Genomic DNA, 14,314 nt, shown 5'->3' on the forward strand with positions numbered 1-14,314 from the left:
CGGGACTACTCCGCGTGGTGCTTGGCGACGTACTTCGGACCGTTGACGCCGTAGCCGGCCTTCGCCATCACGGCGCCGACGACGAGGCCGATCACCACGACGACGGCGGACGCCCAGACGCCCCACGCCAGGTCGAACCAGAAGAACAGCGTGCCTGCCGCGAAGCCGATCAGCATGATCACGACGGCGGTCCAGGCGGCGGGCGAGTGGCCTTCGCCGAGTTCTGCGGGCTCAGTGTTGCTCACGGTGCTCCTCGTTCTGCTCCGGCGCCGTCGTCCGATCGGCGCCGATCCGATCCTACCGTGTCGGTCGTGGGCGGTTCCCCCACCGCACCGTCCCCGGCGGTCGGGTCGTCACCCGCGCTGAGGTCGTCCCAGTCGCTGATCGCGTCGCGCTGGGTCGGGGCGGCCGCACGGGCGTCGGCGGCGGCCCCGGCGGTCGCCGCGGCGTACTTCCGGGTCGGCCCGGGCCACTGCCGCTGCACCACGAACACGACGATCCCGAGCACCACGGCGAGCACGCCACCCGCGATGCCGACGGCGGGCCACGCGGTGACGTCGACCCGGTCGACGACCTGGCGCACCGCGCCGGTGTCGCTGACGCCCGCGACCTCGCCCACCGCGCCCTTCGACGCCGCGACGGGGTCCGCCAGGGCGCCGATCCCGGTCGCCACGACGGCGATGCCGAGCAGCACCTCGACGGCCGCGAGCACGACGCGCAGCACACGGCCGGCGATCGTCAGCGCGAGGAACAGCGCCAGGCTCGCGATCGCGAGCGCCGTGTACTGCGGGACGACCGCGGCACCGTCCGCCACCACGCGCGGCACCACCGCGGTGCCGGCGTGCAGGTGCACCGTGAACCACGTCTGGGTCCACGACAGCATCACGATGCCGGCGACCGCGAGGCCGGCGACGACGACGAGCGGGCGGGAGCGCCGGGCCGTCACGCGCGCACCTCGCGCATCCGGTTCGCGGTCGCGACCGCGCGCAGCGGGGCGGCCGCCTTGTTCACGGCCTCCTCGTGCTCGGTGCGCGGGTCGGAGTCGGCGACCAGGCCGGCACCGGCCTGCACGCGTGCGACCCCGTCCTTGATGAGCGCCGTACGGATGGCGATCGCCAGGTCGGCGTCACCGGCGAAGTCGAAGTAGCCGACCACGCCCGCGTACGCCCCGCGCTTCGCCGGTTCCAGCTCGTCGATGATCTCGAGCGCACGCGGCTTCGGTGCCCCCGACAGGGTGCCGGCCGGGAAGGTCGCACGGAAGACGTCGATCGCCGAGGCTCCCGGTCGGACCGATCCCTCGACGCTCGACACCAGGTGCATGATGTGGCTGAAGCGCTCGACGGTCATGAACTCGGTCACCGCGACGGTCCCCGGCTCGCACACCTTCTGCAGGTCGTTCCGGGCGAGGTCGACCAGCATGAGGTGCTCGGCGCGCTCCTTCGGGTCGGCGAGCAGCTCGTCACCCAGGCGGACGTCCTCGACCGGGCTCGCGCCGCGTGGGCGCGAGCCGGCGATCGGGTGGGTGATCGCCCGCCCGTCCTGCACCTTGACCAGGGCCTCGGGCGAGGCGCCGACGATCCAGAAGCGCTCGTCGGCGCTGTCCGCCAGCGCGAGGAAGTACATGTACGGGCTCGGGTTCAGTGTCCGGAGCACCCGGTAGACGTCGAGCGGGTCGGCGGTGACGTCGTGGTCGAACCGCTGCGAGACGACGACCTGGAAGACGTCACCGTCGCGGATGAAGTCCTTGGACCGCTCGACCGCGGCCATGTAGTCCTCCGGCGACGTCCGGTGGCGCGGGGTCGGCTCGGCGATCTCGAACGCCTCGGCGACCGTCGCCGCGCTCGGCTGCACCAGGTCCGCCTGCATCCGGTCGAGCCGGGACTGCGCGTCGGACCACATCGTGTCCGGGTCGTCGGTGCCGTCGTTGAGGACGCTCGCGACGAGGAGCACGAGGCCGGTGCGGTGGTCGAGCGCCGCGAGCTCGGACACGAAGGCGAGGGCCTGCCCGGGCACCTCGAAGTCGGCCGCGGGCACGTTCGGCAGGTGCTCGAGCTGCCGCACGGCCTCCCACCCGATGAACCCGACCGTGCCGCCGACCAGGGGCGGGGTGCCGGGAACGCGGGGCGTCGCCCACCGGTCGTGCAGGCGGGCGAGGACGTCGAGGGGGGCGCCGTCGAGCGAGCCGACGGCCCGCGACGCCGGGATGCCGGTGTCGATCCAGGACGCCCGGTCGCCGTCCTGGGTCAGGACGCCGAAGCTCCGGACGCCGACGAAGGACCAGCGCGACCACAGGCCGCCCTGGCCGGCGGACTCGAGCAGGAACGAACCGGGGCGACCGTCCGCCAGCTTGCGGTACACACCGACCGGCGTCTCGCTGTCGGCGTAGAGCGCGCGGACGACGGGGACGACGCGGTGGCCGTCGAGCAGGTCGTCGAAGGCCTGCCGGGAGGTCGTGCGCGGCTCCTCCGCGCGGCTCGCGCCGGTCATCGGATCGCCTCCGCGGTCGTGGTCGCCGACGTCTTGCCAGTCGCGTCCGTCTCGGCCTGCACCGGCGCGGTCGCGGTCACGGGCTCGAGCGGGTCGACCTCGAAGCAGCTGTGCGCACCGGTGTGGCAGGCGGCCCCGACCTGCTGCACGGTGACGAGCAGCGTGTCGTCGTCGCAGTCGAGTGCGGCAGCCCGGACGTACTGCGCGTGCCCGGACGTGTCGCCCTTGCGCCAGTACTCCTGTCGGGAGCGCGACCAGAAGGTCACGCGCCCCTCGGTCAGGGTGCGGCGGAGGGCTTCGCGGTCCATCCAGCCGAGCATGAGGACGTCCTTCGAGGACTCCTCCTGCACGACTGCGGGGAGCAGGCCGTCCGCACCGAACCGTGCGCGGTCGAGGACCGCTTCCGTGCTGGTGCTGGTGCTGTCGGTCATGAGACTCCTAGCCTACGGCGGGGTGTCGGCGGACGGGGTGTCAGCGGACGGGCTGGCCGGCGGCGCGCAGCGCCGCCTTGACGTCCCCGATGGTCATCTCGCCCCGGTGGAAGACGCTGGCAGCGAGCACGGCGTCCGCGCCCGCCTCGACGGCCGGGGCGAAGTGCTCGAGGCGACCGGCGCCTCCCGAGCCGATGACCGGGACCGACGACACCGCACGCACCGCGGCGATGAGCTCGAGGTCGAAGCCGTGCTTCGTGCCGTCCGCGTCGATCGAGTTGACGAGCAGCTCGCCCGCGCCGCGCTCGACGCCCTCGCGTGCCCACGCGATCGCGTCGAGGTCGGACTCGGTCCGTCCGCCGTGGGTCGTGACGACGAAACCGGAGGGCATCCGGTCCGAGCGCTTGACGTCGAGCGACAGCACCACCGCCTGCGCGCCGAAGCGGTCGGCGATCTCGCTCACGAGCTCCGGCCGCGCGATCGCCGCGCTGTTGACGCCGATCTTGTCCGCGCCGCACTGCTGCAGGCGGGAGACGTCGTCGACGCTCCGGACGCCACCGCCGACGGTGAGCGGGATGAAGACCTGCTCCGCCGTGCGCGTCACCGTCTCGTACATGGTCGCGCGGTTCTCGACCGTGGCACCGACGTCGAGGAAGGTCAGCTCGTCGGCACCCTGCTCGTAGTAGCGGGCCGCGAGCTCGACCGGGTCGCCGGCGTCCTGCAGGTCGAGGAAGTTGACGCCCTTGACGACGCGACCGCCGGACACGTCGAGGCACGGGATGACCCGGACCGAGACGCCACCGGCGACACCGGCCGCGCCGCTGTCGGGTCCGGTCACGTCGGCTCGCACCGCGTCGTTCACAGGCGTGCGGCGTGGATCGGGCTGACCAGGATGGCGCGCGCACCGAGGTCGTACAGCGCGTCCATGATGAGGTTCGCGTCCTCGCGCGGGATCATCACGCGGACGGCCGACCAGTCGCGGTCGTGCAGCGGGGAGACCGTCGGCGACTCGATGCCCGACGCCACCGCGGTGGCCTGCTCCAGCAGGTCGGTCGGGATGTCGTAGTCGAGCATGACGTAGCCGCGGGCGACGAGCACGCCCTGCAGGCGGCGACGCAGGACGTCGATGCCCGGGATGCGCTCGTCGGTCGAGATGAGCAGCGCGGTCGACTCGAGGATCACCGGACCGAAGATCTCGAGCCCGGCGGCACGGAGCGTGCTGCCGGTCGAGACGACGTCGGCCACGGCGTCCGCGACACCGAGGCGCACGGCGCTCTCGACGGCGCCGTCGAGCTTCACGAGGGTCGCGGTCACCCCGTGCCGGGCGAGGAACTCGCCCACGAGTCCCGGGTAGCTCGTCGCGACGCGGACGCCGTCGAGGTCCTGCAGTTCGGTGAACCGGCCGGGCGTCCCGGCGAACCGGAAGGTCGAGTCGGCGAACCCGAGCGCGTCGACCTCGTGCGCCGCCGACCCGGAGTCGAGCAACAGGTCGCGGCCGGTGATGCCGACGTCGAGTGCGCCGGAGCCGACGTACGTGGCGATGTCGCGCGGGCGGAGGAAGAAGAACTCGACGCCGTTGCGCTCGTCGAGCAGGTGGAGCGCCTTCGGGTCGCGGCGACCGGCGTACCCGGCCTCCTTGAGCATCTCGGAGGCGGTCTCGGACAGCGAACCCTTGTTGGGCACGGCGATGCGGAGCATCAGGTGGTCTGCTTTCTGCTGGAGGTCGGGACGGCTGCGGGTCGCGGTGGCGCTCGGTGAGCGCGACACGCGTTCCTACAGATGTCGCCAGACGTCCGCCGGGGTGAGCCCCTTCGCGACCATGAGCACCTGGAGGTGGTAGATCAGCTGCGAGATCTCCTCCGAGGTGCGCTCGTCGCCCTCGTACTCGGCCGCCATCCAGACCTCGGCGGCCTCTTCCACGATCTTCTTGCCGATCTGGTGCACGCCGGCGTCCAGTTCGGCGACGGTGCCGGAGCCCTCGGGGCGCGTGCGCGCCTTCTCGGTCAGCTCCGCGAACAGGTCGTCGAACGTCTTCACGGGGACCAGGCTACCGTCATGCACGGCTGCGCCGGACGCACCGTCCGGACGGGAGGCGCCGGTCACCCCCGACGCGCCGCCCACCTGGGCGGTCACGCGCGTGCCGCCGCAGCCGCCTCGCGCAGGTCGGCGATGCGCTGCGCGGGCTCACCGCCGTAGACGGCGGATCCGGCGACGAGCGTGTCGGCGCCGCTGCGGACCGCCTCGGGCACGGTGTCGACCGCGATGCCGCCGTCGACCTCGAGCCAGACGTCGAGCCCCGAGGCGTCGACCGCGGCACGGGCGTCGGCGAGCTTCGGCATGACCGAGGGCATGAACGACTGCCCGCCGAACCCGGGCTCGACGGTCATGAGCAGGATCATGTCGTACGCGTCGAGGTGGTGGAGCACCTGCGTGATCGGGGTGCCGGGCTTCACGGCGACGGCGGCGCGGGCACCGTTCGACCGGATCGCCGCGGCGGTCGCCACCGGGTCGTCGGCGGCCTCGAGGTGGAACGTGACGCTCGAGGCGCCGGTCTCGGCGTACTTCGGCGCCTGGGTGTCGGCGTCGGTGATCATGAGGTGCACGTCGAGCGGCACCGGCGAGACGTCCTGCAGGCGCTGCACGATCGGCAGGCCCAGGGTGAGGTTCGGCACGAAGTGGTTGTCCATCACGTCGACGTGCACCATGTCGGCGCTCCCGATGCGGTGCAGCTCCCGCTCGAGGTTGGCGAAGTCGGCGGACAGGATGCTCGGCGAGATGCGGATCGTCACCCGGCAACCCTACCGAGCGCCGCTGCCCGTCCAGACGGCAGTCTCCCACTCCAGCGGGGCTCCCGTGTCGGAGAACGGGACGAGCGGCACGGTCGGGAACTCGCGCAGGACACCGGTGAGCTGCGTCGCGGTCCCCAGTCCGCTCCGGACACGGAGGTACTGCACCAGGGTGAGCTGCCCGTACGTGCGGTTCATCGATGCGCGTGCGGTGTCCAACGAAGGGTCGGCGCCGACCGGGGGCAGCTTCGGTCGGATGGCGTACGCGCGGTTGAACAGGCGTCCGTGGTGGGCACATGCGTTGCGCACCACGTTGAGCGCGCGCAACCACGAGGTCAGCTGCGGTGCTCGGAGACCGAACCGTCCGCTCACCTCGGTCTGGACGCTCGGCGGCGCGAAGCCGAGCAGCCTCGAGACCGTCCCCCAGTCCATCACCTCGACCGCGGCCCACACCGGCAGGACTCCCCCGTACCCGGACCGGTGGTGCTCGACGAACTCCTCCCGGCTCCTGGCGACCTCACCGCGGTGCCGCTCCAGCCAGTTGCGGTGGCCGTCGCCGGCGCGTGCCAGCGGACCGAGCAGATCGGGACGCAGATGGGCGCTCGGGTGGAGCCGCCCGAGTGCGTGCCCCAGCGCGGCTCTCAGTGCGAGCTCGACCGGAGCGAGGGCGTCGAACACCGTCGTCCGCAGACGCTCGTCGAAACGGTGGAGCGCGAGGACGTCCTCGAGGTGGGTCCCCGGGCGGAAGCGATCACCCCGCGCACCGCCCGTGGTCTCGCGGAACGCGTACCAGTAGCCACTCAGCCGGTAGTAGTTGACGAGGCGCAGTTCGCGGACGGCGGCGTCCTCGTCGGGCACGTGCATCCCACGTCCTCGCAGGAGTGCCACCTGCTCTCGGTACGGCCGGAACGGCTTGGGTTCCACAGCAGGCCTCCCCCGGGCCGAGAACGAAGAGGACCGGCCCTGGACCTGCTCTCGCAGGCGGAACCGGTCGTGTTCCTCCAACATATCAGATCGTTCCTGGGCCGACAACCCGCGAGCAGACGCCGAGGTTGCGTGTTGCGGAAGGGGTCAGGGGCGACGGCGGAAGAGCGCGACGAACATCGCGTCGGTTCCGGTCCGGTGCGGCCAGAGCTGCGCCGTCGGACCGTCGGCGACCTGCGGGTCCCGAGCCGCCACCGACCGGACCACGCCGGCGGTGTCGAGCTGCTCGAGCACGGCGCCGTGCCGCTCGAGCAGTGCGTCGACCTGCCCGCGCGTCTCGGCCAGGTGCGGCGAGCACGTGACGTACGCGAGCGTGCCACCCGGTGCGAGTGCACGGACCGCCGCATCGAGCAGCTCGGCCTGCAGCGCCGCGAGCTCGGGGACGTCCTCGGGCTGCTTGCGCCACCGCGCCTCGGGACGCCGACGGAGCGCGCCGAGGCCCGTGCACGGAGCATCGAGCAGGATCCGGTCGAACAGCTCGTCGCCCGGCTTGCCGAAGCGCCGTCCGTCGCCCTCGACGACCGTGACGGTGTCGTCACCCGCCACGGTGGACAGGGCCTTGCGCACGAGTCCGGCGCGGGCGGGCACGAGCTCGTTGGCGACCAGGGACGCTCCGCCCTGGGCGGCCTCGGCGGCGAGGAGCGCGGCCTTGCCCCCGGGCCCGGCGCACATGTCGAGCCACCGCTCCCCCGGACGGACGGCGGACGACCGCGTGAGGGCGAGGGCCGCGAGCTGCGACCCCTCGTCCTGCACCCGGAGCCGACCGGCGGCGACACCGGGGACCCGTGCGGGGTCGCCGGTCGTCCCGCGGATGCCGACCGGGGACACCGGGCCGGCGTCGGCCCCGGCGACCCGGCCGGGAGGCGCGGTGCCGGTCTCGTCGTCGGCTCCGGCTCCGTCGTCGGTGCGGGGCTGCTCGTCGGCTCCGGCCCCGCCGTCGGCTCCGTCCCCGCCGTCGGCTTCGGGCCCGCCGTCCGCTCCGGATCCGTCCTCGGCAGCGGTCGCCGTCGCGGTGCGGACGTCCTCGTCGGTGGCGAGCCCGGGCAGCGCGACGAGCTGCACGCGGGGCGCGACGTTGTCGGCCGCGAGCAGGGCAGCGAGCTCGTCCCGCGACCGCTCGGCCGCCAGGGCGTCACGGAGTGCGGCGACCACCCACGACGGGTGCGACCAGCGGGTGGCCAGCAGCGCGTCGCCGCTCCGACCCTCGGTGACCAGGGCGTCCCACTCGTCGTCGGTCTTCGCGGCGACCTTGCGCAGGACCGCGTTGACGAAGCCGGTGGCCCGGCGGGCGCCGACCTCGCGTGCGAGCTCCACGGTCGCCGAGACCGCCGCGTGCGTTGGTGTGCGCATGCCGAGCAGCTGGTGCACGCCGAGGCGCATCACGTCGAGCACGTCGGACTCGATGTTGTCGACCCGGCGACCGGATGCGACCCCGACGATCGCGTCGTAGCGGCCGAGCATGCGGATCGACCCGTAGGTGAGCTCGGTGGCGAAGGCGGCGTCGCGGGCGGACAGACCGGCGCGACGGATGCGCGTGGGCAGGAGCAGGTTGGCGTAGGCGTCGTCGACCTGCACCGCGCGGAGCACGTCGAACGCGACCCGCCTGGCGCTGGTCGGACGGGGGCGTCGGTCGCCGCGCGACTGCCGGGAGGACTGCTGCGCCGCGCTCACGAGAGCACCACGCCCTCGAGCGAGCCGAGGCCGCGTGCCCACGCGGCGCCGTCCATCGCCTTCTTGCCGGCGGGCTGGACCTCGGTGAGCACGAGCGGGACGTCGGCCGTGCCGACGAGGAGTCGTCCGTCGACCAGTGCGAGCGCACCGGGCGCGAGGTGCGGGGCGGAGGAGGCCGCGCCTCCCGGCAGGAGCGCGCTGCGGAGCAGCTTCACCCGCGTCTCGCCGAGGTGGGCGAACGCGCCGGGCTCGGGCGTCACACCGCGGACGCGGGCACGGACGGCCACGGCCGGCTCCGTGAAGGCGACGTGCGCGTCGTCGGCGGTCGGCTTCGGGGCGAGGGTCACCGTCCCGGACTGCTCGCTGGCGACCGCGCTGCCGTCGGCCAGGGCGTCGACGACCCGCAGGACGGTGTCCGCTCCGGTCTCGGCCATCGCGGCGAGGACCTCGCCGCTGGTGGCGTCCGGGTCGATCGTGAACGGGTCGGCGGCGTACACGGGACCGGCGTCGAGCGCCTCGACGAGCTGGAAGACGGTCGCGGCGGTCCGGGTGTCGCCCGCCATCACGGCACGCTGGACGGGTGCGGCGCCGCGGTACGCCGGCAGCTCGGAGAAGTGCAGGTTGACCCAGCCGAGACGTGGAGCGTCCAGGGCGGGACGACGGAGGAGCGCACCGTACGCGACGATGACGCCGAGGTCGGCCTGCAGTTCGACCAGCTGCGCGGTGACGGCGTCGTCCACCCGGGTGGCCTCGATGACGGGCAGTCCGAGCTCCTCGGCGACCTGCGCCACCGGGGTCGGCGTGAGGACACGCTTCCGACCCTGGGGTGTCGGGGGTCGGGTGAGGACGGCCGCGATCTCGTGGTCGGAGGCGGCGAGACGTCGGAGGGTGGGGACGGCCGCAGCGGGGCTGCCGGCGACGACGAGACGCATGGGGTCCATCGTCCCACGGCCGACGGTGTCCGACGCGCGCGGGACGCTGCCGGCCGGGAACGGACTGCGAGCGGGCTGGGTAACGTCCGGACCATGAGTGACGTCACCACCTCCACCAACCGCTACGCCGGCTCGTCGATCCAGAAGGTCGCGCTCGTCGTCGGCATCGTGTTCCTGCTCGTCGGGATCGCCGGGTTCGTGCCGGGGCTGACCTCCGGCGACCTCGGCGGTGCCGGGCACCACTCGATGGCGATGCTGCTCGGGATCTTCCAGGTGTCGGTCCTGCACAACATCGTGCACCTGCTGTTCGGCGTCGTCGGCCTCCTCGCGGCGAACCGGGCGACGGGGTCGCGGATGTACCTCGTGATCGGCGGCGTCGTCTACTTCGTGCTGTGGGTCTACGGCCTGTTCACGGCGGGCACGATGTCCGGCGCGAACTTCGTCCCGCTCAACTGGGCGGACAACTGGCTGCACCTGGTGCTCGCGATCGGCATGGTCGCGCTCGGCGTCGTCTTCCCGCGGGAGCGCCGCCGTCCGGTCGGCGCCTGACCCGGGCTCGCACCCGCAACACGCAACGTCGGCGGCTCCGCGCAGCGGTACTCCCCTGCGAGCGGCCGCCGTCGTTGCGTTCCGCGGGAGGTCGTCAGGCGTCGACGGCGGCGCGGGCCCCGACGAAGGCGTCCACGCAGCGGCGCACCTGCTCCTCGGTGTGCGCCGCGGAGAGCTGCACCCGGATCCGGGCTCTCCCCTGCGGCACCACCGGGTAGCTGAACGCCGTCACGTAGACGCCCCGCGCCTGCATCTCGTCCGCGATCCGCGCGGTGCGGCCGGCCTCGTGGAACATCACGGGCACGATCGGGTGCTCCCCCGGCAGCAGCTCGAAGCCCGCGTCCGACATGAGCGTCCGGAACGTCCTGGCGTTGGCTGCGAGCCGGGCGCGGGCGTCGTCCGACCGTTCGACGAGGTCGAGCGCCGCGACGGTCCCCGCCGCGATCACCGGCGCGAGCGAGTTCGAGAACAGGTACGGGCGTGAGCGCTGCCGCAGCAGGTCGACGATCTCCCGGCGCGAGGCCACGTACCCGCCGGACGCCCCGCCGAGCGCCTTGCCGAACGTGCCGGTGTAGACGTCGACGCGGTCCGCGACGCCGCACAGCTCGGGGGTGCCCCGCCCGTGCTCGCCGACGAACCCGACGGCGTGCGAGTCGTCGACGATGACGAGTGCGTCGTACCGCTCGGCGAGGTCGCAGATCTCGGCGAGCGGCGCGATCGAGCCGTCCATGGAGAAGACGCCGTCGGTGACCACCGCGCGGAACCGGGCCGACGATGCGGCGGCGAGCTGCGCCTCCAGGTCGGCCGTGTCGCGGTTGCGGTACCGGAACCGCTGCGCCTTCGAGAGCCGGATGCCGTCGATGATCGACGCGTGGTTGAGCTCGTCGGAGATGATCGCGTCCTCCGGGCCGAGCAGCACCTCGAACAGCCCACCGTTCGCGTCGAAGCACGACGAGTACAGGATCGCGGCCTCGGTGCCGAGGAAGCCGGCGACCCGACGCTCGAGGTCGAGGTGCAGGTCCTGCGTGCCACAGATGAACCGCACGCTCGCCACCCCGTAGCCCCAGCGGTCGAGGGCGTCCTTCGCCGCGTCGACGAGGTCGGTCGAGTCCGCGAGCCCGAGGTAGTTGTTCGCACAGAAGTTGAGCAGGTCGGTGCCGTCCGCCGCGATCGCCGCCCGCTGCGGACCGGCGATGCCACGCTCGCGCTTCGTCAGCCCCGCGGCCTCGATCCCGGCGAGCTCCGTCGCCAGGTGGTCCTTGATCGCGCCGTACATCAGGTCTCCGTCCAGTCGATGACGACCTTGCCGCCGTCCGCGCTCGCCGCCGCGGCGAACGCTGCCTCCCAGTCGCGCGCCGGGTGGCACGCCGACACGATCGAGCCGATGCGCTCGCGCAGGAGCGCACTCGTGGCGAGCATCGAGCTCATCGCCTGCCACGTCTCGTACATCTCACGGCCGTAGATGCCCTTCACCGTGAGCATGTGCGTGACGACCTTGGCCCAGTCCACCGCGATCGGGCCGCTCGGCAGCCCGAGCATCGCGATCCGCCCCCCGTGGTTCATGTTCTCGACCATCGCGGGCAGTGCGGTCGGGGCGCCGGACATCTCGAAGCCGACGTCGAAGCCCTCGCGCATGCCGAGCCGCTCCTGAGCCGCACGGACCGTGGCCGCCCCGTCGTGACGCACGTCCACCCCGAGGTCGGCGCCCATGCCCTCCGCGAGGCGCAGCCGCTCCGTGCTGACGTCCGTCCCGACGACGAACCGCGCACCGGCGTGTCGGGCCACCGCGATCGCCATGAGGCCGATCGGTCCGCACCCGGTGACCAGCACGTCCTCGCCGACCAGGGGGAACGCGAGCGCGGTGTGCACCGCGTTGCCGAGCGGGTCGAAGAGTGCGCCCACCTCGGGTTCGACGGGACCGTGGTGGACCCACACGTTCGTGCCCGGCAGCGTCAGGTACTCCGCGAACGCGCCGTCGCGCTGCACGCCGAGGCCCTTCGTGCGGATGCACATCTGCCGACGCCCGGCGCGACAGTTCCGGCAGGTGCCGCAGACGACGTGCCCCTCGCCGGACACGAGGTCGCCGACGGCGACGTCGCGCACGGCGGCGCCGACCTCGACGACCTCGCCGGAGAACTCGTGGCCGGGCACGAGCGGCGCGGTCACGGCCGATGCGGCCCAGTCGTCCCACCGCTCGATGTGCAGGTCGGTCCCGCAGATCCCGGTCCGCAGCACGCGGACGAGGACCTCGTCCTCGGTCGGGACCGGCACCGGCCGGTCGGTCATGATCAGTCCCGGACCGGCGTCCGGCTTCCAGAGCGCCCGCATCGGCGTCACCTCGTCACTCCGTCGTGCGTGTGGTGTGGTCGTCGGCGGCTCGTGGCCACCACCGACCAGCCTGGCACACCGTCCGGACGGACGGGAGGCTCGGTGCGCGCCCGGCGCGTCGTGGCACCTCGTCCGCGTGAGCGCGTCCGCGGCGGGTCAGACCTCGGTGAACGGCTCGGCGTCGTCGAGTCGCACGCGCAGGGTCGGCGCCGCGCGACGTCGGTTGCCGCCCGGGAGCACCCGGCGCGTCGACGAACGGCGGATGACCTCGGCCTTGAGCGTCGCCGCGACCTCGGCCCCGTGCGCGTAGGCGAAGCGCACGATCGCACGGACCGTCCCGGGCACCGGGTCGTCGGGTACCGGAACCGGCCCGAGCACCGCCCCGACCACCGCGTCACCGAGGGCCTCGACCGCCTCGGTCACCGCCTCGTCCGTACCGGTGAGCGTCGCCACCCGGACGGCCGGCGGGAAGTGCAGGGCCCGTCGGTCGACGAGCTCGTCGTGCGCCGGCCCGTCGAGCCGCCAGAGGGCCATCGCCGTGGCGAGCTTGCCGCCGATGCCGACGAGGTACACCTCGGCGCCGGGTGCGCCCTTGGCAGCGGCGTTCGTCCAGAAGCGGAGCACGTCCTCCTGCACCCGGAGGCCCTCGCGGGCCAGGAGCCGTTCGCCGTCGAGCAGCAGTACGCACGCGTACCCGCCCGGCGCGCTCGGCTCCGCGCCGCGTGTGGCGACGACGACCGCGGGGCGGGCGGGGACCTCGTCGAGCGGTCGGGAACCGTCCGCCACCACGATCCGGGTGCCGGGGAACGCCCGGCCGAGCTCGTCGGCGGTCCGCTGGGCCCCCTGCCCGACGGGCTTGAGCCGCCCGCCGCCGCACGTCGGGCACCGGAACCCCACGGCGAGGGCACCGCAGAACCGGCACTGCGGGGTCGCGTTCCGGTGCGGGCTCCCCAGGGGGCCGCCGCACACCCGGCAGTGCGCGCGTTCCCCGCAGTCGGCGCAGACCAGCCCGGTGCCGAAGCCCGGGTTGGCGACCTGCACGAGGACGGGCCCGTGCTGGCTGGCCTCCCGCGCGGCGCGCCACGCCGTGCTGGGGATGCGGGCCTGGGCCGCGAAGCCCTCGGCACCCGCCTGCTGCGCGGTCGGGATCACCTTCGGCGTCGGTACCCGGTACGGCGCGAGCTCCTGGAGCCAGTGCAGCTCGACGAGCCGCTGGACGTCGGTCGACCTGGCGTGCGCGACGAAGAGGAGTGCGGCGCCGGACTGCGCGGTCCGCACGAGGGCGACGTCGCGCGTGTGCACGTACGGGGCCCGGGGCTCGACGAAGGACGCGTCGCCGTCGTCCCACATCGCCACGAGCCCGAGCTCGGACGCCGGTGCGAACGCCGCGGTCCGGTTGCCGATCGCCACGACGGCGTGCGTCCGCGCCTGCAGCAGCGCCTTCGCACGCTGCCCGTTCGTCTGCTTGGCGTCGAACCGGACGACGCGCTCCGGCGGGAGCACCGCGAGGAGCGCGCGTTCGAGGTCCGTGACGTCGCGGAAGTCCGGGACCGCGAGCACGGCCGACTGCTCGCGGGCGACGACGTGCGACGCCGCCTGTGCGAGCGTCGCGGCCCAGCCGGGCACCCACACGGGGTCATCGGCGGTCCCGAGGTCGACGGGGTGGGGCACGGCGTCGACCGCAGCCCGTCCGTGGTCGGCGAGCAGGGCCTCCAGGACGCCCTCGGCGTAGCCCGTCACCGGGGTCGGCTCGACTGTCGGCGGTGACCACGAGGTGTCGCGGGCGAGCCAGGCCTTCTCGGCACGGACCTGACGGGTCGGCACGGCGAGCCGGAGCACGTCGGAGGCGACACCGGCGGCGCGGTCGGCGACGGCACGCGCGAGCGTCCAGATCTCCGGGGCCAGCACGGGCACCGGTGACACGACCTGTTCGACGGGACTGAGCGCCCCCGGCCAGTCTCCCTCGGAGACGACCTCGACGACGTACGCGTCGGACATCCGGGCGCCGGTGCGCAGCGGCACCTTGACCCGGACCCCCGGCACGCAGTCGTCCTCGAGCTCGGCCGGCACCCGGTAGTCGAACAGACGGTCCAACTGCGGGAGCGGCGAGTCGAGGACGACGCGCGCGACGGTGGTCACACGGCGC

Annotated in this window: 15 protein-coding genes; 1 reads left to right on the forward strand and 14 read right to left on the reverse strand. The window is 73.6% G+C overall.

Features of this window, described 5'->3' with window-relative positions; genetic code table 11:
* Positions 1–5 precede the first annotated feature (5 nt).
* The 11 genes from ACIQFY_RS02880 to ACIQFY_RS02930 all read right to left on the reverse strand — a co-directional run bounded on the left by ACIQFY_RS02880 (position 6) and on the right by ACIQFY_RS02930 (position 9,291).
* Positions 6–245 carry a DUF6704 family protein gene (locus ACIQFY_RS02880; RefSeq protein WP_066654504.1) on the reverse strand — a complete coding sequence of 80 codons (240 nt, stop codon included), beginning with the start codon at positions 243–245 and terminating at the stop codon, positions 6–8.
* Complete coding sequence (locus ACIQFY_RS02885; RefSeq protein ID WP_271825735.1) at positions 242–946, reverse strand: Trp biosynthesis-associated membrane protein; 705 nt, start codon at positions 944–946, stop codon at positions 242–244. The genes ACIQFY_RS02880 and ACIQFY_RS02885 overlap by 4 nt, the downstream gene beginning before the upstream one ends.
* Positions 943–2,487, reverse strand: coding sequence for an anthranilate synthase component I (locus ACIQFY_RS02890; RefSeq protein ID WP_251155025.1), 1,545 nt, complete (start codon positions 2,485–2,487; stop codon positions 943–945). Before ACIQFY_RS02890 ends, ACIQFY_RS02885 begins: the two co-directional genes overlap by 4 nt.
* Positions 2,484–2,918: a phosphoribosyl-AMP cyclohydrolase gene (gene hisI / locus ACIQFY_RS02895; RefSeq protein ID WP_400338183.1), complete on the reverse strand. Its 435-nt coding sequence runs from the start codon at positions 2,916–2,918 to the stop codon at positions 2,484–2,486. The genes ACIQFY_RS02890 and hisI overlap by 4 nt, the downstream gene beginning before the upstream one ends.
* A gap of 40 nt (positions 2,919–2,958) precedes the next feature.
* On the reverse strand, positions 2,959–3,756 hold the full coding sequence (hisF, locus tag ACIQFY_RS02900; RefSeq protein ID WP_251155027.1) for an imidazole glycerol phosphate synthase subunit HisF: 798 nt from the start codon (positions 3,754–3,756) through the stop codon (positions 2,959–2,961).
* 20 nt (positions 3,757–3,776) lie between these two features.
* Positions 3,777–4,616 carry an ATP phosphoribosyltransferase gene (hisG, locus tag ACIQFY_RS02905; RefSeq protein ID WP_251159793.1) on the reverse strand — a complete coding sequence of 280 codons (840 nt, stop codon included), beginning with the start codon at positions 4,614–4,616 and terminating at the stop codon, positions 3,777–3,779.
* A gap of 75 nt (positions 4,617–4,691) precedes the next feature.
* Positions 4,692–4,955 carry a phosphoribosyl-ATP diphosphatase gene (locus ACIQFY_RS02910; RefSeq protein ID WP_058726551.1) on the reverse strand — a complete coding sequence of 88 codons (264 nt, stop codon included), beginning with the start codon at positions 4,953–4,955 and terminating at the stop codon, positions 4,692–4,694.
* Positions 4,956–5,047: 92 nt separating this feature from the next.
* Positions 5,048–5,707, reverse strand: a complete 660-nt coding sequence (gene rpe, locus ACIQFY_RS02915; RefSeq protein WP_400338186.1) for a ribulose-phosphate 3-epimerase — start codon at positions 5,705–5,707, stop codon at positions 5,048–5,050.
* A 9-nt stretch (positions 5,708–5,716) separates the two neighbouring features.
* Complete coding sequence (locus ACIQFY_RS02920; protein WP_307810340.1) at positions 5,717–6,592, reverse strand: Abi family protein; 876 nt, start codon at positions 6,590–6,592, stop codon at positions 5,717–5,719.
* Positions 6,593–6,775: 183 nt separating this feature from the next.
* On the reverse strand, positions 6,776–8,359 hold the full coding sequence (locus ACIQFY_RS02925; RefSeq protein ID WP_400338188.1) for an RsmB/NOP family class I SAM-dependent RNA methyltransferase: 1,584 nt from the start codon (positions 8,357–8,359) through the stop codon (positions 6,776–6,778).
* The gene (locus ACIQFY_RS02930; RefSeq protein ID WP_400338190.1) at positions 8,356–9,291 is read right to left on the reverse strand and encodes a methionyl-tRNA formyltransferase; all 936 of its coding nucleotides are present in this window, start codon (positions 9,289–9,291) and stop codon (positions 8,356–8,358) included. The genes ACIQFY_RS02925 and ACIQFY_RS02930 overlap by 4 nt, the downstream gene beginning before the upstream one ends.
* 93 nt (positions 9,292–9,384) lie before the next feature.
* On the opposite strand from ACIQFY_RS02930, the gene ACIQFY_RS02935 reads away from it, so the two are divergent.
* Positions 9,385–9,840, forward strand: coding sequence for a DUF4383 domain-containing protein (locus ACIQFY_RS02935; RefSeq protein WP_174234689.1), 456 nt, complete (start codon positions 9,385–9,387; stop codon positions 9,838–9,840).
* A gap of 94 nt (positions 9,841–9,934) precedes the next feature.
* Here the strand turns inward: ACIQFY_RS02935 and ACIQFY_RS02940 are convergent, their stop codons facing one another.
* The 3 genes from ACIQFY_RS02940 to ACIQFY_RS02950 form a co-directional block, all read right to left on the reverse strand.
* Positions 9,935–11,116, reverse strand: coding sequence for a glycine C-acetyltransferase (locus ACIQFY_RS02940; protein ID WP_066654521.1), 1,182 nt, complete (start codon positions 11,114–11,116; stop codon positions 9,935–9,937).
* Positions 11,116–12,168 carry an L-threonine 3-dehydrogenase gene (gene tdh, locus ACIQFY_RS02945; RefSeq protein ID WP_400338192.1) on the reverse strand — a complete coding sequence of 351 codons (1,053 nt, stop codon included), beginning with the start codon at positions 12,166–12,168 and terminating at the stop codon, positions 11,116–11,118. The genes ACIQFY_RS02940 and tdh overlap by 1 nt, the downstream gene beginning before the upstream one ends.
* Positions 12,169–12,324: 156 nt before the next feature.
* Entirely contained in the window at positions 12,325–14,307 is a 1,983-nt protein-coding gene (locus ACIQFY_RS02950) for a primosomal protein N' (protein WP_400338194.1), read from the reverse strand.
* Between the last annotated feature and the right edge of the window lie 7 nt (positions 14,308–14,314).

This window comes from Curtobacterium sp. NPDC092190, from assembly GCF_044755625.1.
Lineage (GTDB): Bacteria > Actinomycetota > Actinomycetes > Actinomycetales > Microbacteriaceae > Curtobacterium.

Coding starts and splice junctions, on each gene's coding strand:
- ACIQFY_RS02890 (WP_251155025.1), bottom strand. CDS start 2,487: ATGACCGGCGCGAGCCGCGCGGAGGAGCCGCGCACGACCTCCCGGCAG.
- hisI (WP_400338183.1), bottom strand. CDS start 2,918: ATGACCGACAGCACCAGCACCAGCACGGAAGCGGTCCTCGACCGCGCA.
- hisG (WP_251159793.1), bottom strand. CDS start 4,616: ATGCTCCGCATCGCCGTGCCCAACAAGGGTTCGCTGTCCGAGACCGCC.
- ACIQFY_RS02930 (WP_400338190.1), bottom strand. CDS start 9,291: ATGCGTCTCGTCGTCGCCGGCAGCCCCGCTGCGGCCGTCCCCACCCTC.
- ACIQFY_RS02935 (WP_174234689.1), top strand. CDS start 9,385: ATGAGTGACGTCACCACCTCCACCAACCGCTACGCCGGCTCGTCGATC.
- ACIQFY_RS02940 (WP_066654521.1), bottom strand. CDS start 11,116: ATGTACGGCGCGATCAAGGACCACCTGGCGACGGAGCTCGCCGGGATC.
- tdh (WP_400338192.1), bottom strand. CDS start 12,168: ATGCGGGCGCTCTGGAAGCCGGACGCCGGTCCGGGACTGATCATGACC.